The organism is Labrenzia sp. THAF191a, from assembly GCF_009363335.1.
Lineage (GTDB): Bacteria > Pseudomonadota > Alphaproteobacteria > Rhizobiales > Stappiaceae > Roseibium > Roseibium algicola.
The window spans coordinates 342,538-367,690 of sequence record NZ_CP045333.1 but is presented as its reverse complement, the minus strand read 5'-3'; the positions used below and the strand labels follow the sequence as shown (position 1 = coordinate 367,690).

The 25,153-nt window shown below is 59.4% G+C and carries 22 protein-coding genes; 12 read left to right on the top strand and 10 right to left on the bottom strand.

What is annotated here, in order from left to right; genetic code table 11:
* Window positions 1-36 precede the first annotated feature (36 nt).
* On the bottom strand, window positions 37-1,707 hold the full coding sequence (locus tag FIV05_RS01685) for an alpha-glucosidase family protein (protein ID WP_152508461.1): 1,671 nt from the start codon (window positions 1,705-1,707) through the stop codon (window positions 37-39).
* A gap of 585 nt (window positions 1,708-2,292) precedes the next feature.
* On the opposite strand from FIV05_RS01685, the gene FIV05_RS01680 reads away from it, so the two are divergent.
* Window positions 2,293-3,459: an acetyl-CoA acetyltransferase gene (locus FIV05_RS01680; protein ID WP_152508460.1), complete on the top strand. Its 1,167-nt coding sequence runs from the start codon at window positions 2,293-2,295 to the stop codon at window positions 3,457-3,459.
* A gap of 93 nt (window positions 3,460-3,552) precedes the next feature.
* A complete protein-coding gene (locus FIV05_RS01675; protein ID WP_152508459.1) occupies window positions 3,553-4,005 on the top strand; it encodes a hypothetical protein in 453 nt (150 codons plus the stop codon).
* A 175-nt stretch (window positions 4,006-4,180) separates the two neighbouring features.
* On the opposite strand, the gene FIV05_RS01670 is transcribed toward FIV05_RS01675, so the two are convergent.
* Entirely contained in the window at window positions 4,181-5,272 is a 1,092-nt protein-coding gene (locus FIV05_RS01670; protein ID WP_152508458.1) for a hypothetical protein, read from the bottom strand.
* Window positions 5,273-5,637: 365 nt separating this feature from the next.
* On the opposite strand from FIV05_RS01670, the gene cysG reads away from it, so the two are divergent.
* The 7 genes from cysG to FIV05_RS01635 all read left to right on the top strand — a co-directional run bounded on the left by cysG (window position 5,638) and on the right by FIV05_RS01635 (window position 13,432).
* A complete protein-coding gene (gene cysG, locus FIV05_RS01665; protein WP_152508457.1) occupies window positions 5,638-7,101 on the top strand; it encodes a siroheme synthase CysG in 1,464 nt (487 codons plus the stop codon).
* A 21-nt stretch (window positions 7,102-7,122) separates the two neighbouring features.
* Entirely contained in the window at window positions 7,123-7,422 is a 300-nt protein-coding gene (locus FIV05_RS01660; protein WP_023002204.1) for a DUF2849 domain-containing protein, read from the top strand.
* Between the two features lie 62 nt (window positions 7,423-7,484).
* Window positions 7,485-9,143, top strand: a complete 1,659-nt coding sequence (locus FIV05_RS01655) for a nitrite/sulfite reductase (protein ID WP_152508456.1) — start codon at window positions 7,485-7,487, stop codon at window positions 9,141-9,143.
* Window positions 9,130-9,891 (top strand): phosphoadenylyl-sulfate reductase, encoded by a 762-nt coding sequence (locus tag FIV05_RS01650; RefSeq protein ID WP_023002202.1) that lies wholly within the window; start codon window positions 9,130-9,132, stop codon window positions 9,889-9,891. The genes FIV05_RS01655 and FIV05_RS01650 overlap by 14 nt, the downstream gene beginning before the upstream one ends.
* Before the next feature lie 34 nt (window positions 9,892-9,925).
* Entirely contained in the window at window positions 9,926-10,459 is a 534-nt protein-coding gene (locus FIV05_RS01645) for a DUF934 domain-containing protein (protein WP_152508455.1), read from the top strand.
* Between the two features lie 472 nt (window positions 10,460-10,931).
* A complete protein-coding gene (locus FIV05_RS01640) occupies window positions 10,932-11,705 on the top strand; it encodes an SDR family oxidoreductase (protein WP_023002200.1) in 774 nt (257 codons plus the stop codon).
* Window positions 11,706-12,004: 299 nt separating this feature from the next.
* Complete coding sequence (locus tag FIV05_RS01635; RefSeq protein ID WP_173013748.1) at window positions 12,005-13,432, top strand: sensor domain-containing diguanylate cyclase; 1,428 nt, start codon at window positions 12,005-12,007, stop codon at window positions 13,430-13,432.
* A gap of 20 nt (window positions 13,433-13,452) precedes the next feature.
* On the opposite strand, the gene FIV05_RS01630 is transcribed toward FIV05_RS01635, so the two are convergent.
* The gene (locus FIV05_RS01630; RefSeq protein WP_152508453.1) at window positions 13,453-14,079 is read right to left on the bottom strand and encodes a TetR/AcrR family transcriptional regulator; all 627 of its coding nucleotides are present in this window, start codon (window positions 14,077-14,079) and stop codon (window positions 13,453-13,455) included.
* A 94-nt stretch (window positions 14,080-14,173) separates the two neighbouring features.
* Between FIV05_RS01630 and FIV05_RS01625 the strand changes: the two genes are divergently transcribed.
* On the top strand, window positions 14,174-14,968 hold the full coding sequence (locus FIV05_RS01625) for a MipA/OmpV family protein (RefSeq protein ID WP_173013747.1): 795 nt from the start codon (window positions 14,174-14,176) through the stop codon (window positions 14,966-14,968).
* A gap of 210 nt (window positions 14,969-15,178) precedes the next feature.
* Here the strand turns inward: FIV05_RS01625 and FIV05_RS01620 are convergent, their stop codons facing one another.
* The 7 genes from FIV05_RS01620 to FIV05_RS01590 all read right to left on the bottom strand — a co-directional run bounded on the left by FIV05_RS01620 (window position 15,179) and on the right by FIV05_RS01590 (window position 22,305).
* Window positions 15,179-15,562: a VOC family protein gene (locus FIV05_RS01620; protein ID WP_152508451.1), complete on the bottom strand. Its 384-nt coding sequence runs from the start codon at window positions 15,560-15,562 to the stop codon at window positions 15,179-15,181.
* A 139-nt stretch (window positions 15,563-15,701) separates the two neighbouring features.
* The gene (locus tag FIV05_RS01615) at window positions 15,702-16,946 is read right to left on the bottom strand and encodes an RNA polymerase sigma factor (protein WP_152508450.1); all 1,245 of its coding nucleotides are present in this window, start codon (window positions 16,944-16,946) and stop codon (window positions 15,702-15,704) included.
* A complete protein-coding gene (locus FIV05_RS01610; RefSeq protein WP_152508449.1) occupies window positions 16,915-17,307 on the bottom strand; it encodes a YciI family protein in 393 nt (130 codons plus the stop codon). The genes FIV05_RS01615 and FIV05_RS01610 overlap by 32 nt, the downstream gene beginning before the upstream one ends.
* Window positions 17,308-17,474: 167 nt before the next feature.
* On the bottom strand, window positions 17,475-18,458 hold the full coding sequence (gene mbfA, locus FIV05_RS01605; RefSeq protein WP_152508448.1) for an iron exporter MbfA: 984 nt from the start codon (window positions 18,456-18,458) through the stop codon (window positions 17,475-17,477).
* A 184-nt stretch (window positions 18,459-18,642) separates the two neighbouring features.
* Window positions 18,643-20,037 (bottom strand): aspartate aminotransferase family protein, encoded by a 1,395-nt coding sequence (locus FIV05_RS01600; RefSeq protein ID WP_152508447.1) that lies wholly within the window; start codon window positions 20,035-20,037, stop codon window positions 18,643-18,645.
* Between the two features lie 31 nt (window positions 20,038-20,068).
* Window positions 20,069-21,475, bottom strand: a complete 1,407-nt coding sequence (locus FIV05_RS01595; protein WP_031269805.1) for a glutamine synthetase family protein — start codon at window positions 21,473-21,475, stop codon at window positions 20,069-20,071.
* Between the two features lie 152 nt (window positions 21,476-21,627).
* Window positions 21,628-22,305 carry a GntR family transcriptional regulator gene (locus FIV05_RS01590; protein WP_152511782.1) on the bottom strand — a complete coding sequence of 226 codons (678 nt, stop codon included), beginning with the start codon at window positions 22,303-22,305 and terminating at the stop codon, window positions 21,628-21,630.
* A gap of 200 nt (window positions 22,306-22,505) precedes the next feature.
* Between FIV05_RS01590 and FIV05_RS01585 the strand changes: the two genes are divergently transcribed.
* Window positions 22,506-23,894 carry a glutamine synthetase family protein gene (locus FIV05_RS01585; protein ID WP_152508446.1) on the top strand — a complete coding sequence of 463 codons (1,389 nt, stop codon included), beginning with the start codon at window positions 22,506-22,508 and terminating at the stop codon, window positions 23,892-23,894.
* A 150-nt stretch (window positions 23,895-24,044) separates the two neighbouring features.
* Complete coding sequence (locus tag FIV05_RS01580; protein ID WP_031269801.1) at window positions 24,045-25,139, top strand: polyamine ABC transporter substrate-binding protein; 1,095 nt, start codon at window positions 24,045-24,047, stop codon at window positions 25,137-25,139.
* Window positions 25,140-25,153 lie beyond the last annotated feature (14 nt).

Below are 25,153 nucleotides of genomic sequence, written 5' to 3'. Positions count from 1 at the left end.
TTTAGCCGTGCCGGAGCCCGAATTGAAGGCGCGAAATCAGGATTTCACGCGAGCAAACAGTGCATCGAGGCCCTGGAGCGCAATAGTGGCGCCCTCCAGCGTGCCGTTGAAGCCGGGTGCATTGAGGTCTTCCAGCTCAAGTCCGCTCAAGGTGACGGTGGCCGGCTCGGTGCCGAGGTTGAAGGCACACAGCACGGTTTCACCCTGATGGCTGCGGGTAAAGACCAACGTATTGTCCTGGCTGTCCAGAAACACCATGTCGCCCTTCTTCAAAGGCTCCTGGGCCTGCCGCCAGGCATAGAAGGCCCGGTTCCGGTTCAGGATGGAGCTTTCGTCCTTGTCCTGTTCGAAGGCGGCAAGCGCCAGATGATCCTGCGCGACCGGAAGCCAGGGCTCGGCTTCGGAGAAGCCGGCGTTGCTGTTGTCTTTGACCCACGGCATTGGTGTCCGGCAGCCGTCGCGACCCTTGTATTCCGGCCAGAAGCGGATGCCGTAGGGATCCTGCAGCTTTTCAAAAGGAACTTCAGCCTGCGGCAGGCCGAGTTCTTCGCCCTGGTAAAGGCAGGGGGTGCCGCGCAGCGAGGCGCAGAGGGCGGTTTCAAGCGGTGCGAAGCGGGCAAGGTCGAGATCCTCGCCCCAGCGGCTGGCGACCCGCTTCACGTCGTGGTTCGACAGCGCCCAGGAAGCCCAGCCGGAGCCGATACCGGCATTCATCTCTTCCACGATCTTGCGGATGTAGGGCGCAGAATGCTGGGGTGTCAGCAGATCGAAGCTGTAGGCCATGTGAATGCGCTTGCCGGCTTCCGTATAGGAGGCCGTCAGTTCCACGGCCTGTCCGTCCGCGCCGATTTCACCGACGGACGTCGTGCCCGGATATTTGTCCAGGAGCGCGCGCAGCTTCTCAAGAAACAACAGGTTTTCCGGCTGGGTCTTGTCGTAAAGGTGATCCTGATAGCCGTAGGGGTTGGTCGGATCGACGGTGGACGGCATTTCAGTCGCACTCAGCGGCGGATTGTTCCTCAGCTGCTTGTCGTGGAAATAGAAATTCACCGTGTCGAGACGGAACCCGTCGACACCGCGGTCGAGCCAGAACCTGGCGGCACCCAGAACCGCGTCCTGAACCTCCAGGTTATGGAAGTTCAGATCCGGCTGGCTGGTCAGGAAATTGTGCATGTAATACTGGCGCCGGCGGCTGTCCCATTCCCAGGCCGGGCCGCCGAAGATCGACAGCCAGTTAGTCGGCACCGTGCCGTCCGGCTTGGCGTTGGCCCACACGAACCAGTCGGCCTTGGCATTGTCGCGTGACGAACGGCTTTCGACGAACCAGGGATGCTGGTCGGAAGTGTGCGAAATCACCAGGTCGATGATCACCTTCAGGCCGCGCGCATGAGCGGCAGCCAGCATGCGGTCGAAATCGGCAAGCGTGCCGAACATCGGGTCGACATCTTCGTAATTGGAGACATCGTAACCGAAATCATCCATCGGCGAGGTGAAGAAAGGCGACAGCCAGATGGCATCGACGCCCAGCGAGGCAATGTAGTCCATGCGTTCGCTGACGCCGTTGAGGTCGCCTATGCCATCACCATTGGTGTCGTTGAAGGAGCGCGGATAGATCTGGTAGATCACCGCCCCACGCCACCAATCCGGGTCATTCTTCATGTCTGACGGCACATCAGCCTCCAGGCCCGTTTCGGCTTCTTCGAACATTGCCGGTTATCTCCGTTCCGCTTCTGAGGCGGTCTTAATGGGTTTCAAAGCGCTTTGAATGGCTATATCCAGCGCCTTGTCAGGTCAAGTGAACAGTGTTGAAAAAGTCGTTCGGCAATTGCTTTCGGTAAGCGATGTGTGAATTGCGTCGCACATGTGGAACGGGGAGGATGACCCAAATGCAAAAACCGGCCCTGCGAGGCAGGACCGGTGGAGCTACTGAAAAGGAACGAAACACGATTTTGTCCGGAACGGGCTTTTCCTACATGGCTTAAGTGACAGGGGTGTGACCGTCTCAATAAGTTTGCCTGCCGCGGGCCGCGCTGAAGACGGAAGCCTCCGACATGCTGCGCCTGCGTCGCCAACGGGTGTTATCTCTTTGGACTATCTTAGTTAAGTAACTGAAATAAAAAATAGAAAAATATTGTTATGACGTTTAGGTCAGTTTCTTCTTGCAAAGCAACATGGAAGCTGGAACTGTCCCCGCACACAGAACTTACGTAAGATGGAGGACCCCTCGCACGGACAAGAGATCCGGCGGAAATCGGGTATCATCTTGCGGGCAAAAAACCTGGAGGAAGTGTCATGACGGCAGCCATGGTGGGTTGGGCACACATGCCCTTCGGCAAACATGCGGACGAAACGGTTGAAAGCATGATCGTCAAGGTGGCGGTCGATGCCATCAAGGACGCAGGTATCGAGCCGGGAGATGTCGACGAGATCCTGCTCGGTCATTTCAATGCCGGTTTCTCGGCGCAGGACTTCACCGCTTCGCTGGTGCTGCAGGCCGATCCGGCGCTCCGTTTCAAACCGGCAACCCGTGTCGAAAACGCCTGCGCAACCGGGTCTGCCGCCGTGCATCAGGGTGTGCGCGCCATTGCTTCGGGCGACGCCCGCTTCGTGCTGGTCGTCGGTGTCGAGCAGATGACCACGACGCCCGGCCCGGAAATCGGCAAGAACCTGCTCAAGGCCTCCTATTTGAAGGAAGAAGGCGATATCCCGGCAGGCTTCGCCGGCGTCTTCGGCAAGATTGCCGACGCGTACTTCCAGAAGTACGGCGACCAGTCCGATGCCCTGGCCAAGATTGCATCGAAGAACCACAAGAACGGTGTCGGCAACCCCTACGCCCAGATGCGCAAGGACCTCGGTTTTGACTTCTGCCGTGCGGAATCGGAAAAGAACCCCTTTGTCGCCGGTCCGCTGAAGCGCACCGACTGTTCGCTGGTGTCCGACGGTGCTGCCGCACTCGTCCTGACCGATCCTGCAACGGCTCTCGGCATGAAGAAGGCGGTTGCCTTCCGCGCGCTTGCCCATGTGCAGGATTTCCTGCCGATGTCTAAGCGCGACATCCTGAAGTTCGAAGGCTGTTCCAAGGCCTGGGGTCAGGCACTCGGCGATGCCAATCTGGCGCTGGACGATCTGTCTTTCGTCGAGACCCACGACTGTTTCACCATTGCAGAGTTGATCGAATATGAAGCCATGGGCCTCACCAGGGAAGGCGAGGGCGCTCGCGCCGTGCTGGAAGGCTGGACGGAAATGGGCGGCAAGCTGCCGGTGAACCCGTCCGGTGGTCTGAAGGCCAAGGGTCATCCGATTGGCGCTACCGGTGTCTCCATGCACGTGCTCACTGCCATGCAGCTGACAGGCACTGCCGGCGAAATCCAGGTCAAGAACGCCGAGATCGGCGGCATCTTCAACATGGGTGGTGCCGCGGTGGCCAACTTCGTGTCCGTGATGCAGGCGATCAAGTAATCTTGTAACAGACAGGAAGTGCAATTAGCTTGCGGTGGACGGATCGGCTGTGGCCGATCCGTCCATTCTTGTTTCAGTCTCTAAACAAATCTCATGACAAAAGACTTATTCATCAGTTTATTTTATGTGGCGGTGTTATATTTCTTCGGCGGGTTCACAATACTGAATGGTTGTCCTTCATTTTACAAGGAATCCAAGCCGGTTTTCGCCTTCAACTCTCCGACGAAGGATGAAGTTCTGGAGGGAATGCATTTCATGTTGGGTGCCTCTGGGGTTGTTCTAGCCGCAGTTTTTCTCAGTTTGTTGACCGGCTTAAACCTTCATTTGGCCCTCTCCGCCGGCTGCCTATACGGCGGCTGGTCCATTCGCGCAAAATTGAAACGGACGTCTGACGGGCCTCTGCCCTGGGTCGCGGTCTACACGGCATCACCGCTGCTGTTTCGGTTATTCGATCGCAGGCCAATGCTGCTGTTCGACATCTGGACACTGGCCGTCGCGGGCGTTTTCGGTTTGCCCCTAGTTGCGTTTGCCCTCATGAAGGGGTGACGTGAGACCGGAGGTTTTTGTGTTTCTGGACTGCCACCCCAATCGAAACACAGCAAATGGCCGGGATTCGGCATATTGGTCGATTAACAGGACAGTGACCGATGCAGCTCCTGGGTACCCACTCGCTCGGGGATGGCAACAGTGGAAATACGTTTGCAGTGGCAACCTGTGAGACTTACTCCGCAGCGTTTGCGATTGCCGAGTAGAAATCCGGATCCGTCAGTTCAGGCGGAGAAACCGGTGCGCCGCCGCCTTCGCCGACGTAAGTATCCGCCACGCCGTAAATGAAGACCCCGCCTGCGTTGCGCTTTGCGATGGCGACCCGCTCGATCAACTGGAAGTCGCCCGTCTCGCAGTTGGCGTAACTTGTATAGATCGGTTTGCCGTTCTCGTTGATCCGTTCGGAACCTGAGGTGAATTTGCCTTCCGCACATTTCTTCTGGCTGTCGGCAACAATAAGCGACATCAGTTCTTCTTCCGATTGGTAGCTGCCTGCCGGAAAAATATGCGCCACAATCGTGCGTGCGTCGTTGGTGGCAACAGCATGAAGGCCGTTCAGATCTTCTTCGCGCTGGCCGTCGGGAATAAGTTTTAGTCCGGACAGGCCGGCGCTGCCCATCAGGTTGAACAGGGCCTGGGTCGCTTCGATGGCAAGTTGCGGGTCGGTCGCCGAACTGGACGCCGCCGCTTCGTCCTTGGTCGGGGCGGAATGTCCGAGGCCACCTTGAGAGTTGGCGCCTGCAGCGCCGGCAACGGGTGCCGCACCGTACCGTGCGATGTTCTGCTCCACGCATTTGGCAAGACGTGCCATCAGGCGAGAGGTGCCTGTCAGGCGGAATTCGTAATTGTAGGTGCCATCTCGAACGTAGAGCGTCCGGCCTCGGCGGAACCGGGTGATGATGTAGCCGCCTCTCGGCATTTGCATGCGCGCCAGATCCTTCGATGTTGCCTTGGCAACGCCACTCTGCCACGCGCCCCGGTCGATGCGATACTGAAGCGCAATATCCGCGCCGACCTTCATGTTCCAGTGAGGTGCCGAAAAGCCGATGGCCCAGTTGTAATTCGTGTCGACCTGAACATACAGCGTGATGCCGCTGCGATAATCTGCCGATGCAACACATGTCGAGAAGGCGCCGTTCTGGTCGTCCGTGAAAGCGCTGCCATTCCAGCTGCCGATACGAAATTTATCGACAACGGCCGCATGACCAATGCCGAGGCTGCCAAGGAGCAGTAGTCCCGCGGCAACCAATGAGTGAACAAGGCGCATCATACCCCCCTTGATGCCATTCCGGCCGAGTGCCAGCCATCTGGAAAAGCTAAGCGAATTCCGCTGCGGCATCAAGAAAGACGCACGCTTCCCCGGAAGGCTGAACGCCGTTGCAAACGAGGGCTGAACGGGGTGTTCACTGCCCGTTGTAACAGGAGGAAAACTCTTTCAACCGGACCAGGCCCGTTGGAAATTTTTCCTCGCAAAAATCACTCTGACCGGCTGCCGGGAATTGAAATTGGCCAAATCAGAGGATTGCAAAAAACTATTCCGCTTCTGTTTCCAGCTTTGAAATCCGGTGCCCGGCGCAGGCAAGGGCTGCCGATTACATTAGACCCATCAAACTGGGACTGGAGACCCTGACGATGACTAGCCGTGGTGGCGACACTCTGAAAACACTGAAAAAGCCGGAAGACCGGCTCGACGTGTTTCCGGCCTTCATGAAGGTTGCCGGTCGGCGTGTGCTCGTTGTCGGGCACGGCGGTGAAGCTGCTGCAAAGGTTCGTCTCCTGGGGGAAACCAACGCCCGGATCGTCGTCGTTTCCAAAATTGTCGAACCGGATCTGCAGGAGGCTATTGACCTCTTCGAGACCGAGCATCTTGCCGAGGATTTCCAGCCTGGTCATCTGAAGGACGCCGCTCTGGTCTTTTCCGCACGCGAAGACTGGGATCTCGACAAGGCTGTTGTCGATGCGGCACGGGCGCAGGGTGTTCCGGTCAACGCTGTCGACAAGCCGGAACTGTGCGACTTCTACACCGGTGCCCTGGTCAATCGCGCACCGATCGCCGTTGCGATAACCTCGACCGGTGTCGGTCCTGTCCTGTCGCGCCACATCCGCGCGCGCATTGAAGCCATGCTGCCGCGTTCGACCGGCGAGCTGGCGCGTCTTGCCGAAAGTTTCCGCGATGCTGCGACCAAGGTGATCCGCGACGGGGGGCTGCGCCGCAGTTTCTGGGCGCGCTTCTTCTCCGGTTCGGTCGCAACCAATCTCTATGCAGGCAAGGCTGATGTCGCCCGTTCCGAGGCGCAGCGGTTGTTGAATTCGATGGCGGACGAGCCCGGTTTTGTCTGGCTTGTCGGTGCCGGGCCGGGCGCGGAAGACCTGTTGACCCTGCGCGCGCAGCGCCTGCTGCAGGAAGCCGACGTCATCGTTCACGATGCGCTGGTGCCGGCAAATGTCGTTGCCATGGGCCGCCGCGATGCGGAGCGCATTTCCGTGGGCAAGCGCAAGGGCGCTCATTCCGTGCTGCAGTCCGAAATTTCCGAGCTCCTGGTCGAGCTTGGCCGCAAGGGCTTGAAAGTCGTGCGTCTGAAAGCTGGAGATCCGATGATCTTTGGCCGTGCCGCAGAAGAAATGGAAGCGCTTCGCGAAGGCGGTATCGGTTTTGAAATTGTTCCAGGCGTCACGGCAGCCTTCGCCGCCGCAGCGTCGGCCCAGATCCCGCTCACGTTGCGCGGTGTCGCCTCCAACCTGGTTTTCGCTACCGGCCACAATGCCAAGTCTGAAACTCTGCCGGATTGGGCGGGGCTGGCACTCAAGGGCGCGACGGTTGCCGTCTACATGGGCCGGACCGTGGCGGCTGCCGTTGCCGAGAAGATGATCGGCGCGGGCCTGAAACCTGAAACGCCGGTTGCCGTGATCGAGAATGCGGCACACCCGGACGAACGCCAATTTGCCGGAACCCTGTCCGAGCTCGCGGTGCTGTCGAACCGCGCGGAGATCGACGGACCGGTTCTGATCGTGATCGGCGAGGCCGTGGGCCATGCCGCAATGGACAAGGCCGAACCCCTGGCGCCGCAGCTCGCCGCCCGGGTTGTAGCCGCCTGAACTTGAAGAGAGTGGACGCACATGAAAGTCATCACCGCCAACCGCCTTTTGAACGGCGATGTTGTCTGGCTCGCGGAAAACGGTTCCTGGGTCGAGCGCATTACGCTGGCAAAGGTTTATGACGGCAAGGAAGCCGTCGCGGCAGCCCTGGCCGAAGGTCTTGAGGCCGAGAAGAACCAGAAAGTCGTCGGTGTCTACGAGATGGACGTGACCGTGGAAGAGGGCGTCATCGTACCGGTGCGCCTGCGTGAAAAGATCCGGGCAACCGGCCCGACCACACACCCGGAACTGGGCAAGCAGGCCCAGGCGGTTTCCGCCTGAAACAACAATGAAGGGCAGGGCAGCGCCTTCCATGGCAGCGCCCGCTGAGGAGAGATTGAGACATGTACCGTTACGACGAATTTGACGCGAGCTTCGTGAACCAGCGTACCGAGCAGTTCAAGGACCAGGTCCGCCGCCGTCTGGCTGGCGAGCTTTCCGAGGACGAGTTCAAGCCGCTGCGCCTGATGAACGGTCTCTACCTGCAGCTCCATGCCTACATGCTGCGCGTTGCCATTCCCTATGGCACGCTCAATGGCCGGCAGATGCGCAAGCTTGCCCATATCGCCCGCACGTACGACCAGAGCTACGGCCACTTCACCACGCGCCAGAACATCCAGTTCAACTGGCCGAAACTGGAAGATACGCCGAAGATCCTGGAAGAGCTGGCAGAAGTCGAGATGCATGCCATTCAGACGTCGGGCAACTGCATTCGAAACGTGACCGCGGATCACTTCGCCGGTGCTGCCGCCGACGAGATCGCCGACCCGCGCCCCTATGCGGAAATCCTGCGCCAGTGGTCATCGCTGCATCCGGAGTTTTCGTTCCTGCCGCGCAAGTTCAAGATCGCCATCACAGGCGCACCGAACGACCGTGCTGCCGTCCAGGTTCACGATATCGGTCTGCAGCTCGCACGCAACGATGCCGGTGAGATCGGGTTCGTGGTCTTCGTCGGTGGTGGACTTGGTCGTACGCCGATGATCGGCCGCAAGGTGCGCGACTTCCTTCCCGAGGAAGATCTGCTTGCCTACTCGGAAGCGATCCTGCGCGTCTATAACCGCTACGGCCGCCGCGACAACAAGTACAAGGCCCGCATCAAGATCCTGGTTCATGAAACCGGTCTGGACGAACTGAAGGCGGATATCGAGGCCGAATTCGAAAAGATCCGCTTCGGGGTCCTGCGTCTGCCGGACGAGGAAGTGCGCCGCATCGAAGCCTATTTTGCTCCGCCTCCGCTGGAAGTGGGCAATGCGACCTCGGCTGCCGTTGAAGCACGCAAGGCGGCGGATGCAGCCTTTGCCCAGTTCACGGCACATAACCTCAACCCGCACCGGGTGCCTGGATATACCTCCGTCACATTGTCCATGAAGCCGATCGGTGGCATCCCGGGCGATGCGTCGGATGAGCAGATGGATGTGATCGCGAACCTTGCCGAGAAATACGGTCATGACGAGCTCCGCATCAGTCACGAGCAGAACGTGATCCTGCCGCATGTGAAGCTGGACGACCTGCCGGCGCTGTTCGACGAGTTGGTGGCCGCGCGTATCGCGGAGGGCAATGCCGGTCTGATCACCGACATCATCGCCTGCCCGGGCATGGACTATTGCGCCCTGGCAACCGCCCGCTCCATTCCGGTTGCGCAGCGGATCTCCGAACGCTTCGGTGCTGCGGAACGGCAGGCCGAGATCGGTGAGCTGAAGATCAAGATCTCCGGCTGCATCAACGCCTGTGGTCACCACCATGTCGGCCACATCGGCATTCTCGGCCTGGAGAAGAAGGGCGAGGAATTCTATCAGGTGACGCTTGGCGGCTCCGCCAACGAAAACGCGTCCATTGGTGAAATCGTCGGTCGCGGCTTCTCGTCTGAAGAAGTGGTCGATGCCATCGAGAAGCTGGTCGATACCTATCTCGGCCTGCGGAACGGCAAAGAAGAGACCTTCCTGGAAGCCTATCGCCGGGTTGGGGAGGATCCCTTCAAGGAGGCCCTTTATGGCGCTGCATGAGACATTCAGCCTAGGTGTTGATCCGGAGCTGGGCTTGCAGGCGGAAGTCGCCGCACTCAACGCCCAGTTCGAGGATGCAACCGCGGACGACGTCCTGAGGGCGGCCATCCGCCACCAGTTCGCCGGTGGCATTGCCATGGTCTCCAGCTTCGGGGCCGATTCAGCGGTGCTCCTGCATATGGTTGCCCAGATCGACCCGTCGACGCCGGTCGTTTTCGTCGACACGGTCAAACTGTTTCCGGCTACGCTGCTCTATCGTGATGAGTTGATCGAGAAGCTCGGCCTGACCGATGTCCGCACCCAGAAGCCGAACAAGGATGATCTCTCCAGGGAAGATCCCGCGGGCATGCTCTGGATGAGCGATACCGACGCCTGCTGCCACATCCGCAAGGTGGTGCCGCTGGCCGAGGCCTTGAACGGGTTCGAAGCCTGGATTTCCGGCCGCAAGCGGTTCCAGAGCGCAAGTCGCTCCAGCCTGGAGTTCTTCGAAATCGACGAAGGCCGGGTGAAGGTCAACCCGCTGGCGGACTGGACGGCTGCCGAAATTCTGGATTATGCCAAGACCCATGATCTGCCGCCGCATCCGCTGGTGGCGCAAGGCTACCCCTCCATCGGCTGCCTGCCCTGCACCAGCAAGGTTGCCCCCGGCGAGGACCCCCGGGCCGGACGTTGGCGCGGCCAGGACAAGACGGAATGCGGCATTCACTGGCCGACCCATGGCAAGGAAGTTGACGGCAGTGGTATCTGACCGCTGCCGATAGAGGATTTTGAGGACGCAAAGAATGGCAACGATTTTCAAGGACGGCGATTTCGTCGAGGAAAGCTGGACGCGGACAGATGCCGAAACCGGCACTTCTGTCGAAGGCGATGCGCTTGTACCGATGACCGTGTTTCTCATCGACCCGGATGCATATCTGGCACGTGACGGTAAAACCGCCGTCATCGTCGAGGCTGGTGACGATGTCGAGCTGATCGAAAACTATCTCGACCGGCTGGCACTGGTTGCCGTCGACTTTCCGAGCTTTTCCGATGGCCGCGGCTTTTCCGCAGCCCGCATCCTGCGTGAGCAGATCGGCTATAAGGGTGATATCCGCGCGCTCGGGAAATACATTCTCGACCAGGTGCCGCTGGCACGCCGTTGCGGTGTGTCGACGTTCGAGATCTCCAAGCCGGAAGTGCTGAAAGCCCTGAAGGCCGGTGAATGGCCCGAGGTCACCAAATATCTGCAGCCGGTCGGCACGGTCGATGAAATCCCGGAAGGAACACGCCCGTGGGCGCGCCGCTCCCACCGGGACCTGGCGGTCGCTGCGGAGTAAGCGGATCGGGGCTGCCCGTCTTGCGCCAATGGTCATAGGCCGGCGGCACAAAATTCGAACGAGCGTTTCAGGGGACCTCGCAAGGCGGGGTCCCCATTTGTTTGCGAGCTGCCATCCTTGCAAGAGGCAGTCGACATGGTCGAAGACTTCAGGCGCTCGCCTATGGTCTTTTGCTGTCGAAGGAAAAGGTGAAACCGAACCACGGCAAGTGTTTTGCCTGTCCAGTTTGTGTCAGCAACCGGAATGCAGTTCGTCAGTGGATTGAAACATCCGGTTACAGGCTGTGAATCGCATTGTCACAAGACTGACTTATTATACGTCATATGGTCTGGCGGCAAAATGATTTGCCGGCGAACCGGCACTGGCGCACGAGGCAATGTGGCGTCGAAACGGGGATACCGGGGCATTGCCAATTGTTTCCCGAAATCCAATACCGCAGGCCGGTTCCGGTCCTCAGCAGGAATGTCGCTAAATGGCCGTCACTCGCACCCTCGAAACGCTCTTCGATCTGAGGAAGCCCGCAGTAAAGACCAACAAGGTGCTTGTGGTCGGGGTCAGTTCAAAGCGATCGCTCGGCCTGGCAATCGGCGAGCACATGTATCAGAACGGTTGGGAAACCGTGCTGACATCGCGCCGACCGGAAAAGCTGTCTGCCAAAACGCCACATCACGACATCCGCTTCCTGGATTATCCGCAGTCCATCGATGCGATTGATGATCTGACCGACCTCACCGGTATGGTGTTCTGCCTGGCGAAAACCGACATCGGCGAAGCCGGACAGAACGGCCTGCTGGGGACGAGCGAAGAGAACTTTCTGAAGACGATCAGCACCAGCTGTTATGCCTTCATCGCCCTGGTGCGGGAGGTGCAGCGTCGCAACCCGAACCTCAGATCCGTTGTTGCCCTGACCTTCCTGGGCGGTGAGCGGGTGGTGCCCGGCTACGAGGTCCTGGGTGTCGCCAAGGCTGCACTGGAACACTCCGTGCGGGCGCTGGCGGCGGAACTTGGCCATGAAAACGTACGTGTGAACGGTGTTTCCGCCGGCGCGGTCCCGACCACGTCATCGCGTGTCCTGCCCGATTTCCGCAAGGTTCACGAGGTTCTCTCGCGGCAGTCGTTCCTGCGCCGCGGTGTCACTGCAGAGGAAGTTGCCGGAGCTGCTGCCTATTTGCTCAGTGATCTTTCCGGCGGAATGACGGGTGAGATCCTGCAAGTCAACGGCGGCCTGCGGCACACGGTGCTCTAAGCTGGTGTCTGGTACGGCGTCGTGGTCTTTTCGTGATGCCGCATGTCGTTCAGCCTAATCGAAGTCAACGCTCCACGTGAACTTAATGCAAAACATCCGCGCTCCGGAAGTTAATGCATACTTTGTGCTTGTGTTTTTATTGGTTCGTTAGATAAACACCCTCACCATGCCTCAGATGGATCAAGGGATTCGGTTTCCGAAACCTTCCGAAACAAAGGGCGCACTTCGGGAAATTGCGGAACGTCCGACGGCGAATGCCTGAATTATTTTAATTCGAGCTGTCGCAGATGGAGAGAACAGTGGTCGCGAATTTATACGGAAAGGACGGTGTCCTGGAGCGGGTCGCAAGGCCTGAAATGCGCGTACCATTCTTGCTGGGTCTGGTGGTGTTCCTGGCTTGCATCTTCGGCATTCTTACCCGGCCGACCGGGTTCCTGGCAGCAGTCTGGCCGGCCAACGCAATTCTCCTCGGACTGCTGGTTCGTTTGCCGAAATCGGCTTGTTGGCAGAGCTGGGTTGCTGCTGCCGTAGGTTACCTGGCAGCGGATATTCTGACAGGAGCGACGCTCGAAAAGGCCGTGCTGCTGAATGCGGCCAACATGGTTGGGGTGGCTGCCGGGTATCAGGTCTATAAATATTTGCCTGCTTCCTCCGTTCGGCTGCAACAACCGTTGGCCCTTCTCCATCTCGCAGTGGCGTCGGCTATCGCAGCTTCCGTGGCAGGGCTTGTTGGCGGCATCGCAAATCCGATCCTCTTCGGCGGGGGTGTCATTCCCGGCTGGATATTCTGGTCGACGACCGAGCTGGTCAACTACATCTCCTTTTTGCCGGTTATCCTGTCGGCACCGAAGCTGGAAGGAACGTTGCCGGACTTTTCCGGTCTGCTGGCCCGGTTGAGGCAGGAAAAACGCGCGCCGCTGATCCTGCTGCTGATCTCCTGTATTGCAGGAGCCGTCGTCGGAGGGCCTGGCGCCATTGCGTTTCCGGTTCCGGCGCTCTTGTGGTGTGGTGTCGTCTATCCGGTCTTTCCGACAGCGATACTGACGCTGTGCATTGGCGTGTGGGGTCTCGTCATCCTGTCAAACGGGCTTGGCGACAGCAGCTCCCTGCAGCTCGACGTGATGACGCTCATTTCCATCCGGCTCGGCATTTCCCTTGTTGCCTTGGCGCCTATCATGTTGTCCTGCGTCACGCAGAGCCGGAACGCGTTGCTGGTCCGTCTGCAATATCTTGCCACGCACGACCAACTGACCGACGTACTCAACCGCAACGCCTTCCGCGAGGAGGTCTCCCGCAGCCTCTCCCTTGGCATGAACGGCTTTGCCCTGCTGATGGTCGACCTCGATCATTTCAAGTCGGTCAACGACACTTACGGACACGCAGCCGGTGATACCGTCCTGGTCAGCTTCGTGCGGCGCGTGCAAGGCACGTTGCAGCCGGGCAGTCTTCTGGGGCGTATGGGCGGCGAGGAATTCGCCATCATGATTCCGAACAGCCAGATCAGGGACGCAGTGGCAGAAGCCGAGAAAATTCGGCAAAGCGTCTGCTGTGAGCCGGTTGCCGCAGGAGACGGAGAACTGGTTCGCGTTACCGCAAGCCTCGGCGTCGTCGCTGTCGAGCACGACAATGCAGCCTGTCTTGATACCCTGTTGGCCGAAGCGGACCGGCTTTGCTACCAGGCGAAGGAACGCGGCCGCAACCGCGTGGAGCACTGCGGAGCGGCATAGGGTTTTCGGACAGGCGGCCGTCAGACTTCCTTGTTTCTGGTCAGGTAAAGCAGTTGGGGGAAGATTTCCTCCAGCGCCGGGTCTCGTCCGGTTTCCGCATTGGCCGTATAGAACTGCCGATTTGCCTTCAGATTGGCATAGCCGTGAATGAACGCCCACAGCATGGTTTCAACGGAAGTCCGGTGAACGGGGTTTTCGCAATTCTCCGGTGAAAGTCCTTCGGAGACCTCCCTTAGAACCGCATAGGCTTCGCGGCTGGCCGGCTGAAGCTCCGGATAGATGTCGATCTGTCGTTCCATGGAGAACATCAGCCGGAACAGATGCGGGTTCTCTTCAACGAAGGCAATGTAACCGCGGGCGCTTGCGAGTATCTGTTCACGGGCATCGTTGGACGCATCCGCCATGTAACGGCGCATCGTGCCGGCAAACTGCCGGAAGCCTTCCGTCGCGATGGCTGCCTGCAGGACGGCAAGATTGGCGAAGTGGTTCTTCGGCGCTCCATGCGAAACGCCGGCACGGGCGGCACACGCCCGCAGCGACAGGGCTTCAAGTCCATCTTCGCGCAGAATGTCCAGCCCTGCCTGGATCAGGGCCTCTTTCAGATTGCCGTGGTGATATTTCGGGTCGCTCAGGCCTGTTTCCTCCATAAGTAGACACTGTCAACATTTTCGTTGACGGCTGAAAATTCCGCATATAGACAGTGACAACATTGCTGGGGTCGCAATGCAGAAGGGTTGTCTTATGTCGTCTAAGTGTTATGTGCGGGCTAGCGTCCTTGCAAGTCTCGCGCTTGTCGCATGTCCTGCCATGGGGGAGGAACAGAAGGACTGGAGCGTGTTGGTTGGCGCTGGTCCCTTCTTCGGTCCGGAATATCTGGGCTCCAAGGACTACGGTTTCGTTCCCGGCATCATCGCGTCTGTGCAGAAGGGGCCGTATTTCGTCAAGTTCAACGGTTTGACGGCGACCGCCAACGTGCTGCCTTTCGACAGCTTTTACGCCGGGCCGCTTATTGGTTACGGCACGGGCCGCAAGGATGTGTCCGACAATGTTGTCGACAAGCTTCCCGATGTTGACGAGGAGCTCTGGGTTGGTGCCACGGCAGGTGGTGGCTACGCCGGATTGCTGCTCGATCGCGATTCACTTGGAGCCAGTGTCGAGATTGCCCATGACGTCATCGGCGACAGCGGCACAACGGCCACATTCAGCCTGGGTTACGAAATCAACGCAACCCAGCGTCTGGCTATCGGCCTTGATGTCTCCACGACCTTTGTCGACGGCACCTATGCTGACGCCTACTATTCCGTGACCGCAAAAGGCGCGGCCGCAAGCGGTCTCAAGGAATACAAGGCCGACGCCGGCTTCCGGGATGTGAGCGTGGATGTCTCTTCAAGATTTGCCGTAACCGAAAACTGGGGCGTCGGTGGCCTCGTCGGCGGGTCGGTTCTTCTCGGCGGTATGGCCGATAGCCCGATCGTTGAAGACCGGGGAGAGGCGCTCAACGGCCATGGCGGTCTGTTTCTCTGGTACAAGTTCTGATCGGCGGCCGGCACGGAAAGCTGTTCTGACGCGGACAAACTGTGCCGGCACCTGTCCCGGAAAGATCACGAGGAGCGCCAGCGTCAGAACTGTCACGTAATCATGAGCGGCTCTGTCAGCCAGATTTTGAAAGGCAATTGCGGGCCGCATTCCACCAGGCGTGCCCCGGCACAAGGCCGGGGCTGCTGAAGGTTCAAGCGGCAGGTGCAATCACGCGTCTGTCGGCTCATCGTATGTGATCATCGCGATCACGCCTCCGAGCGGGTCGACGATCGTTGCCATGCGGCCGACGTTTGGAATGCTCATCGGTTCCATTGCAATCGTCGCACCAAGCGCACGGGCCTTTTCGACACGCGCATCGACACTGTCGACAGTCACATACGGCAGCCAACGGGGACTTTCAGTTTCCATGGACGGGAAGCCGCCGATCATGTTTTCATTGTTCATGATCATGGTGTAGGGGCCTACGCCCACATCCACGGTTTTTGTGCCCCAGCCGAGCAGGTCGGAGTAGAAGGCCTGCGCCTTGGCACCGTCAGCGCAGTGAAGTTCCATCCAGCTGAACGTGCCATGTATTTGCGACGGAGTGCTCATGTCTTTCATCCTCTGTGTTGAAAACAATTGCCTGGCAGTGCCAGGTGATCAGAGGACGACGGGCGACAGGCAGACCCGACAGGGGGTGAAAATTTTTTTGGTCTGACCGGATCTGAACAAGACGAGGCTCGAAACAGGCCTATTGTCCGCCAGAAACCTTCATCTTCCGGCGGATATGGTCGCGGTCGACATCGGTTCCCGCAAATTCCAGCGCTTTGCGGTAAGCAGCCTGAGCCTCTTCGATCAGGCCCAGTTCTTCCAGAAAGGTAGCGCGGACAACATGAAAGTTCGGGTAGCGCTCCAGAGAGCCGGCCAGTTGCTCCAGGCTGCACAAGCCGGCCTGTGCTCCGTTCAGCTTTGCCTGGACCACGGCGCGGTTGAGCGCGACAACCGGTGAAGGCCGAATATGTTCCAGGGCGCGGTAGAGCCGGTCGATCTCGACCCAGTCGGTGGTTGCGTAGGTCGCAGCCTGGGTGTGGGTCGAGGCAATGGCGGCCTCGATCTGAAAGGGGCCGGGCCGCGCCTTGCGCAAGGCGGCCTCAAGCAGAATGTTGCCTTCGGCGATCAGTTTCCGGTCCCAAAGCGAACGGTCCTGGTCTTCCAGCGTGATGGCGCTGCCGCTCCGGCTCAGCCGGGCCTTGCGGCGGGAATGCTGGATCAGGCAAAGGGCCAGCAAGCCGCGCAGTTCCGGTTCTTCGGGAAACAGCCGAACGATCAGGCGGGCCAGGCGGATCGCTTCCTCACACAGGGGCTCGCGGATCAGTTCTTCGCCCTGTGAAGCCGCATAGCCTTCGTTGAAGATCAGATAGATGGCATTGGCTACGGCGGAAAGTCGCTCGGCACGGGCTGTTCTGTCCGGCTCCTCATAGCTCAGTTTGGCCGCCTGCAGCCGTTTCTTTGCGCGCGTGATGCGCTGTTCCATGGTCTTGGCCTGTACCAGAAATGCACGGGCAATCTCCTCTACAGAAAGACCAGCGACAATTTTTAGGGAAAGGGCAATCTGCTGGTCCCGGCGCAGCACCGGGTGGCAGCAGGTAAACAGTAGGCGCAGGATGTCGTCCCGGTAGACGGCATGATCCAGCGATTGGGTCAGCTCGTCTTCCGGGTGCGGGCCTTCGGGAAGAGGCTCGAGATCATCCGGTGCGGTGAGGGTTTCCTTTTTTCGTTTCCGCAGCGTATCGATACCGGCATTGCGTCCGGCTATAATCAGCCAGGCAACCGGATCCGCCGGCATCCGGTCGGGTGACCACGCCTTGAGCGCCTTCAACGAGGCGTCCTGAAAAGCATCCTCGGCAAGGTCGATGTCGCCGAAGACGCGGTTGAGCGCTGCCAGGACGCGCGGGCGGGCAGCCCTAAGATGCGCTGATAACCAGGCGCTCGGCATTCTTGAAATCGGCTCCCTCGAAGAATTCCACCGGACGAATTTCGATGCGGCCATGATCCAGCGGCAGGATCTTCACCGCCTCGATGGCGTCCTCCAGTGTCGGACAGTCGATCACATAAAAGCCCATGAACTGCTCTTTCGTTTCAGCAAAAGGACCATCGGTGACAATAAAGTCGTCCTTGTCCCTGTTGATCGTGACCGACGTTCCCGTCGACATCAACTTGGTTGCAACGGCGAAGGAGTTGTTTGTCTTGGTGTGTTCGTGAAAGGCGCCGTGTTTCTGATAAACGGTGGCAAGCTCTTCCGGTGGCAGAGCATCAATGAAATCTTCGCTGGCGTAAATCAAAACGGAAAAAAGCATGTGGGTCCCTCCGGTTGCTTGGATTGATACCCAAGGAACGTGCAGGCGCGAGCTTATCCGACAGCCGACCGAAAAAAAGTGAAAACTTGCCTGCGATCAGGACATGGCCTTGCCGAAAGGCAGAGTTGCCGGCCGTTAAACCGGGCAATTCCGATCCGTGTGATCTGCTAGGCGTTGCCGATGAGAACACCTGCCGCAAAGACCAGCGAACCACCGAGGACAACCTGGAAGGCTGCCCGCAGAAACGGTGTTTCCATGTAGCGGTTCTGGATCCAGGCAATGGCCCACAATTCGATGAAAACGATGAATGCGGCGACAGTTGTCGCTGTCCAGAATTCTGGAATGAGATAGGGCAGGGCGTGACCAAGGCCGCCGAGGGCGGTCATGATGCCCGAGGCGAGGCCGCGCTTCAGCGGCGAACCGCGTCCCGAGAGCACGCCGTCGTCATGGGCAGCTTCCGTAAAGCCCATGGATATGCCCGCCCCGACGGAGGCCGACAGGCCGACCAAGAAGGTCTGCCAGGTATCCTGCGTCGCGAAGGCGGCGGCAAAGATCGGGGCCAGCGTTGATACCGAGCCGTCCATCAAACCGGCAAGGCCCGGCTGGACGTAGGTCAGGATGAACTGCCGGCGTTCGGTCTGGCGCTCCTGTTCCTGCACGTCGTCGGGCGTGTGTTTGGCTCCAAGGCGCTGGGCGAGACTCTCGTGGCCTTTCTCGGCAACCGCAAGATCGCCCAGTAGCTTGCGGGTTCCTGCGTCCGAGGTGCGCTTGGCAGCTTCGGTGTAGAAGCGGTAGGCCTGCGCCTCCATTTCCTCGGCCATGGTACGGACTTTCTCAAGTCCGAGGGGGCGCACCAGCCAGTCGGGCTTGCGGTCGTAATAGCCGCGCACATGTTCCCGTCGTATGAGAGGGATCGTTTCGCCGAACCGCGCCCGGTGCTGTTCGATCAGTCTCCGCCGATGCTGGTTTTCCTCTGCGGCCATGTCGTCGAAGACTTTGGCCGATTGCGCATACTGGTCACGCAAACCGTCGGCATAAGCCTTGTAGATGCGGGCATCGTCCTCCTCGGAGGAAATCGCAAGCGCCAGGATTTCCTGTTCGGAAAGGGATGAGAAATCCCGCTTTCCCAGTCTGAAAACACGTCCGAACATCAATGCCTCTCACCCAGGATTACCATTTTGCAGGTGGACCGCCTTCAGAAAGGCAGCATGCTGGCCCCGAGCCGATTCGATCACCGATCAGGTTATATTCGGATGTTAGCAAATTAAGAGAAGCCGAACCGATGCCAAGATGACGCATGTTTTATCGTCCCCGCAACCGGTTCGGCTGTCGATGTCAGCCTATCCAGCCGTCACGCTTCAGGACCTGATAGGTCTCGTCGAGGGTTTTCTCGGCGGTCTTCACCAGAATATCCGCCTCCTCGTGGGTCAGGACCAGCGGCGGCGAGATGATCAGGCTGTCGCGCACCGCGCGCATGACCATGCCGTTGCCGAAGGAAATGTCTCGGCAGATGGTGCCTGCCGTGCCGACGTCCTTGAACGGCCGATGCGGGTTTTTCTTGTCCGGCACCAGTTCCAGCGCCCCGACTAGGCCGGTCATGCGGGCTTCGCCGATCAGAGGGTGATCGCCCAGCTTCAGCCAGCGTTCCTTGAGATAGGGACCGATATCGTTCTTGACGCGTTCCACCAGGCCTTCGCGCTCGATGATTTCCAGGTTGGCGAGTGCAGCCGCGGCGCAGGCCGGGTGACCGGAATAGGTGTAGCCGTGGTAGAACTCTTCACCCGAAAGCATCAGGCCTTCGGCCACGCGATCGGACACCATGACACCGCCCATCGGCAGATAGCCGGACGTCAGGCCCTTGGCGATCGGCATCAGGTCCGGCTTCATGCCGTAGTGGGTCGAGCCGAACCATTCGCCGAGACGGCCAAAGCCGCAGATGACCTCGTCGGAAACGAAGAGGATATCCCGTTCGTCGAGGATACGGCGGATTTCCGGCCAATAGGTCTCCGGCGGAATGATGACACCACCAGCGCCCTGGATCGGTTCGGCGATGAAGGCCGCAACCTTGTCCTCACCGATTTCGTCAATGGCTTCTTCCAGTTTGCGCGCGGCGAAGACGCCGAACTCTTCCGGGCTCATTTCATGGCCTTCACCGAACCAGTAGGGCTGGTCGATGTGATGCACACCCGGAACCGGAAGGCCGCCCTGCTGGTGCATGCCCTTCATGCCGCCGAGGCTGGTGCCGGCGAGCGTCGAGCCGTGATAGCCGTTCCAGCGACCGATGATCACCTTCTTGTCCGGTTTGCCCATCTTGTCCCAATAGGTGCGGACCATGCGGAATACGGTGTCGTTGGCCTCGGACCCGGACGAGCAGTAGAACACCCTGTTGATGTGATCGGGTGCCAGTTTCGCCAGCTTTTCAGACAAGGCAATCGCAGGCGGATGGGTCGTCTTGAAGAACGTGTTGTAATAGGACAGCTCGTTCATCTGCTTGTAGACCGCATCCGCAATCTCCTTGCGGCCATGGCCAACCTGCACGCACCACAGACCGGCCATGCCGTCGAGGATCCGGTTGCCTTCCGAATCCGTCAGCCAGATACCGTCGGCATGGGTGATCACCCGGCTGCCTTCCTGGTTCAGCGACTTCATGTCGGAAAAAGGATGCCAGTGATGGGCGGCATCGAGTTCCTGAAGGGCCTTGGTCGGATAGATGTTGGAATGGGCCGTCATTGGCGAACGCTCCGGATAGTGACAGACGGGATCAGACGTTGAGCAGCAGGTATTCCCGCTCCCAGGGGCTGATCACGGACATGAAGGTTTCAAATTCCTCGTATTTGATCGCCCGGTAGGTGGCGACGAACTGTTCGCCGAATACCTCGATCATCTCGTCGGACTTTTCGAACTTGGCCAGCGCCTCTGGCAGACCTCGCGGCAGGGACTTGGACCGTTCCGAGCAGTCGTCGGATTTCGGGGAATCCGGCTTGAGCCCGTGGACCATTCCCAGGTACCCGCAGGCAAGGCTCGCGGCGATGGCGAGATACGGGTTGACGTCGGACCCCGGCACCCGGTTTTCCAGACGACGTGCCTGGGCGTTGGAATAAGGCACACGCAGACCCACCGTGCGGTTGTCGTAGCCCCAGTAGACATTCACCGGTGCGGTCGAGGTCTTGGAGAACCGGCGATAGGAATTGACGAAAGGCGCCATGATGCAGGTGACCCGCGGGAGGAACCGCTGGTGACCGGCGATAAACGACAGGAACGCCTGTGTTTCCTCGCCGTTTTCGTCTGCGAAGATGTTTAAGCCGGTTTCCTTGTCGACCACCGACTGGTGGATATGCATGGCCGAACCGGGCTGGTTCGACATCGGCTTCGACATGAAGGTGGCATACATCTCGTGACGAAGCGCGGCCTCTCGGATGGTGCGCTTGAACAGGAACACCTGGTCGGCCAGGGCCAGCGGTTGGCCATGGCGCAGGTTGATTTCCATCTGCGCTGCGCCTTCCTCGTGGATCATCGTGTCGATCTCGAGGCCCTGCTGTTCCGACAGGTCGTAGATGTCGTCGATCAGGTCGTCGAATTCGTTCAGTGCGGAGATCGAATAGGACTGCCGGCCGACTTCCGGACGGCCGGACCGGCCCCGCGGCGGCTCAAGCGGATAGTCAGGATCCGTGTTCGGACGGACGAGGTAAAACTCGATTTCCGGCGCCACGACAGGTTCCCAGCCCTTGTCCTCGTAGAGTTTGAGAACACGCTTCAAAACATTGCGCGGGGCGGTCTCGACCGGTGCACCCTGCCGGGTGACGGCGTCGTGGATCAGCTGCGCGGTCGGGTCGCTTTCCCAGGGCACGGTGGTAAGGGTGCTGTAGTCGGGCTTGAAATAGAGATCGCCGTCGATGGGGTTGTGCTGAAACCAGTCGTCGTCGTCCGGATAATCGCCCGAGATCGTCTGCGCGAAGATCGAAGCAGGCATCGTCATCACCGGGCCGGAGAAAAACTTGCCAGTCGGCATCATCTTGCCGCGGGCAACACCGGCAAGGTCCGGAACGATGCATTCGATGTCTTGGATGTTGCGCGCGTTGAGCCAGTCACGGGCCGCATCGACATCCGGAACGCCGCGCAGGCTGTCGATCGGATTTTCGCTTTCGCTGGCAGGCGTTTCAGCAGTCACAAGAAGCTCCAATGGTTTTGGCACTTTGGCCGGGGCAGGGAAGGCCATTTGGACGGCAAACAGGGGCGTTATCAAGTGCCTGTCTGCATGGGGCTGTCCCGGGTCGGAGAAATCATTTTGTGATCACAAAATGACATGGCTTTCAAAAAGGATCAACCGCCTGATGCATTTGACAGGATTTCCTTGCCGAGAAGCCCCATGCCGTCGGCAATATCGGCCGCGATTGCGGCCCGCAGTGCAGGGCCGTCCTGATCTTCGATCGCGCGGATGGCTTCCTTGTGACGGTCCTCAAGGCTTGCAGTGCCGACCCGTCCGTAAACCGTGCGCATGAATGGCGCGAACTGCAGCCAGAGACTGTCGATCAGCGGCAGCAGAACCTTGGACCCGGACGCTCTGTAAATGCGAAAGTGAAAGGCGTGGTTGAGTCGCATGTAGGCTTCTGCATCGCCACTTGTGAGCCGCTCGTCGATGTCGTCATCGATCGATTGAAGGTCCTTTGCATCCTTGGATGTCAGGAGCGGCAGGGCCAGTTCGGCCAGTTCCGGTTCCAGAAGAAGTCTTGCTTTCAGCACCTCGTCGAAGCGGGCCGGGGTCATGTCGGGTATCTGTACCCGGCCGTTCGGTTTCACCTCGAGAGCGTTTTCAGCCGCAAGCCGTTGCAGCACTTCGCGCACTGGCATCGGGCTTACGCCAAGTTCCGCGGCAAGCCCCCGGATTGTCACGGCTTTTCCAGGTATGAACCGGCCTGTAAGCAGCCCGGACCGGACGGCATTGTCGACCTGCCCACGAGTTGCGCCACGGGACGTGGAGGGGCCGCTGGCCTCCTTCACGGGGCCGGATTGCAAAGCGGATTGCCGAAGGGCCAAAGACGTCCTCCCGAAAAAGTCAAACGGTCAATTTATGCGATCCCGCTTGACAGGGTTTTCCGAAAGTGATCACATTTTTGAAAAGGACGCAAACAAAAGCTGCCGGCTGCCGCAGGAGTGCGGACGGCTCAGTCCAGCAAGACGCAGGGGCGTAAAAACTCTAAATGAACGAGCTTCCCCACCAGATCCTCGAGCATCCGGCGCTGCCCGGTTGGAAGACGGACTTCGAGGCCTTCATGGCCGCCCATCCCGATCTTGATACGCTCGAGGTCATTCTGCCCGATACCAACGGCGTGCTGCGCGGCAAGTGGCTGCCGGGCAAGGCGCTCGAAAAGGTGTTCGAGGGCGGCGTGGCCTTTCCCTATTCGCTTTACGGGCTGGATGTCTGGGGCCGCGAGGTCGAGGCCACCGGCATGCATCTGGAAACGGGTGACAAGGACGGTGTCTGCTGGCCGATCCCCGAAACGCTGAAGCTTGTTCCCTGGACCGACCGCAAGACCGCCCAGGTGCTTTTGTCCATGTACGACCGGGACGGCGATCCATTCCTGGCAGACCCGCGCCACGTTCTGGAAAACATGGTCGACCGGCTGAAGGACGAATTCGGCGTGACCGCCACCTGCGCCTTCGAGTTGGAATTCTATCTGTTCGAGGAAAGTGACGGTGACTGGACGGAGCAGCCCAAGCCGCTGTTCTCCACCCATCTCGGCCCGGCCCGCCAGAACATGTACGCGCTGTCCGACCTGGAGGCCTTGCTGCCGGTGGTGGACGATCTGCGGAAGGCCTGCGAGGTTCAGGGCATTCCGGCGGACGCTGCGGTTTCCGAAGCCGCGCCCGGCCAGTTCGAACTCAACCTGCACCATCGCCGCAACCCGCTCCTGGCGGCCGATGACGTTGTCATGCTGCGCCGCCTGGTGGCGGGGGTCGCGCGCAAGCACGAGCTCAAGGCGTCCTTCATGGCCAAGCCTTTTGTGGAATGGCCCGGCAACGGCATGCATGTGCACGTGTCCATGGAAGACGATAAGGGCAATTTGTTCGCGGATCCGGAAACCGGCGCAGACCGGCTGGGATATGCCATCAACGGTCTTTTGAAGACCATGCCGGAAGCTCTGTTGCTGTTCATTTCCACCTTCAACGGTTTCCGCCGGATGCAGCCTGGCTCCTATGCGCCAGCCTCCATCTGCTGGGGCTACGACAACCGCTCCGTGGCGTTGCGCGTTCCTGCCTCGACACCGGAAGCTGCGCGTGTCGAGCACCGGATCGCAGGTGCCGACGCCAACCCCTATCTTGTGCTGACAGGCATTCTCGCCGGCATGATGGAAGGCCTCAGGCTGAAAAAGGATCCGCCTGCGCCCGTGACCGGCAATGCCTACGAGAAACGCAAGAAGCGACTGACCCCCTGGATGGACGAAGCCATTGATGCTTTTGAAGCCTCCAAGCTGATGAAACAGGCAGTCGGAAAGGAAATGCACAAGGTACTTACCGAGATCAAACGGGAGGAACTGAACGAATTTGGGCGGGAGATCTCGTCGCTTGAGCGACAGACGTATTTGTGATCGGCTGCTGCCCAAAATCGACGCTGGACAAAAACCGGCGCCATAGCCAATCTGCGGGACAGACAAGACGCAAACAGCGCAAATGTCCATTTGCATTCAGGCACTAGGCCATCAAAGGGCCACTGACAAAACTCTGAGGGGAGTTCTCAAATGACGTTTAAATCCATGTTGACCGGGGTCGCCGTTCTCAGCCTGATGAGCGGTGCCGCATTCGCCCAGGACAAGGTCGTGAATGTCTACAACTGGTCCGACTACATCGACGAGACCATCCTGGAAGACTTCACCAAGGAAACCGGCATCAAGGTTGTCTACGACGTGTTCGACAGCAACGAAGTGCTGGAAACCAAGCTTCTGGCAGGCGGTACCGGCTACGATGTCGTCGTCCCGACCGGAACCTTCCTGGCTCGCCAGATTCAGGCCGGTGTTTTCTCTGAACTCGACAAGTCCAAGCTGACCAACCTGTCCAACATGTGGAAGGACATCGAGGCACGCGTCGACAAGTATGATCCGGGCAACAAGCACTCGATCAACTACATGTGGGGCACCACCGGTTTCGGCTACAATGTCGACAAGGTGAAGGCCGCGCTCGGCGACAACCCGCCGGTGGACAGCTGGGATCTCCTGTTCAAGAAGGAGAACATCGAGAAGCTGAAGGATTGCGGCGTGTTTATCCTGGACGCTCCGACCGAACTGATCCCGGCAGCCCTCAACTATCTGGGTCTCGATCCGGACAGCAAGGACCCGGCGGAAATCGAAAAGGCCGGTGAGCTCCTGATGTCGGTTCGCCCGTACATCCAGAAGTTCCATTCTTCCGAATACATCAACGCTCTTGCCAATGGCGATATCTGCCTTGCGGTTGGCTGGTCCGGTGACGTTCTGCAGGCGCGCGACCGTGCGGCGGAAGCCGACAACGGTGTGACCGTCGAATATTCGATCCCGAAAGAGGGCGCGCTGATGTGGTTCGACCAGATGGCGATCCCGGCCGATGCTCCGCACAAGGAAGAGGCGCACGAGTTCCTGAACTACATCATGCGTCCTGAAGTGATGGCGAAGGCTTCCAACGTCGTCTACTACGCCAACGGCAACAAGGCGTCGCAGGAATTCCTCAACGAGGACGTGATCGGTGATCCGGCGATCTACCCGACCGAGGAAGCGGTGAAGAACCTCTACACCGTCACCCCCTATCCTCCGAAGGTGAACCGGGTCGTGACCCGCACCTGGACCTCGGTCAAGAGCGGCCAGTAAGCGAACACGAACAC

Coding starts and splice junctions, on each gene's coding strand:
- FIV05_RS01685 (WP_152508461.1), bottom strand. CDS start 1,707: ATGTTCGAAGAAGCCGAAACGGGCCTGGAGGCTGATGTGCCGTCAGAC.
- FIV05_RS01680 (WP_152508460.1), top strand. CDS start 2,293: ATGACGGCAGCCATGGTGGGTTGGGCACACATGCCCTTCGGCAAACAT.
- FIV05_RS01675 (WP_152508459.1), top strand. CDS start 3,553: ATGACAAAAGACTTATTCATCAGTTTATTTTATGTGGCGGTGTTATAT.
- FIV05_RS01670 (WP_152508458.1), bottom strand. CDS start 5,272: ATGCGCCTTGTTCACTCATTGGTTGCCGCGGGACTACTGCTCCTTGGC.
- cysG (WP_152508457.1), top strand. CDS start 5,638: ATGACTAGCCGTGGTGGCGACACTCTGAAAACACTGAAAAAGCCGGAA.
- FIV05_RS01660 (WP_023002204.1), top strand. CDS start 7,123: ATGAAAGTCATCACCGCCAACCGCCTTTTGAACGGCGATGTTGTCTGG.
- FIV05_RS01655 (WP_152508456.1), top strand. CDS start 7,485: ATGTACCGTTACGACGAATTTGACGCGAGCTTCGTGAACCAGCGTACC.
- FIV05_RS01650 (WP_023002202.1), top strand. CDS start 9,130: ATGGCGCTGCATGAGACATTCAGCCTAGGTGTTGATCCGGAGCTGGGC.
- FIV05_RS01645 (WP_152508455.1), top strand. CDS start 9,926: ATGGCAACGATTTTCAAGGACGGCGATTTCGTCGAGGAAAGCTGGACG.
- FIV05_RS01640 (WP_023002200.1), top strand. CDS start 10,932: ATGGCCGTCACTCGCACCCTCGAAACGCTCTTCGATCTGAGGAAGCCC.
- FIV05_RS01630 (WP_152508453.1), bottom strand. CDS start 14,079: ATGGAGGAAACAGGCCTGAGCGACCCGAAATATCACCACGGCAATCTG.
- FIV05_RS01625 (WP_173013747.1), top strand. CDS start 14,174: ATGTCGTCTAAGTGTTATGTGCGGGCTAGCGTCCTTGCAAGTCTCGCG.
- FIV05_RS01620 (WP_152508451.1), bottom strand. CDS start 15,562: ATGAGCACTCCGTCGCAAATACATGGCACGTTCAGCTGGATGGAACTT.
- FIV05_RS01615 (WP_152508450.1), bottom strand. CDS start 16,946: ATGCCGAGCGCCTGGTTATCAGCGCATCTTAGGGCTGCCCGCCCGCGC.
- FIV05_RS01610 (WP_152508449.1), bottom strand. CDS start 17,307: ATGCTTTTTTCCGTTTTGATTTACGCCAGCGAAGATTTCATTGATGCT.
- mbfA (WP_152508448.1), bottom strand. CDS start 18,458: ATGTTCGGACGTGTTTTCAGACTGGGAAAGCGGGATTTCTCATCCCTT.
- FIV05_RS01600 (WP_152508447.1), bottom strand. CDS start 20,037: ATGACGGCCCATTCCAACATCTATCCGACCAAGGCCCTTCAGGAACTC.
- FIV05_RS01585 (WP_152508446.1), top strand. CDS start 22,506: ATGAACGAGCTTCCCCACCAGATCCTCGAGCATCCGGCGCTGCCCGGT.
- FIV05_RS01580 (WP_031269801.1), top strand. CDS start 24,045: ATGACGTTTAAATCCATGTTGACCGGGGTCGCCGTTCTCAGCCTGATG.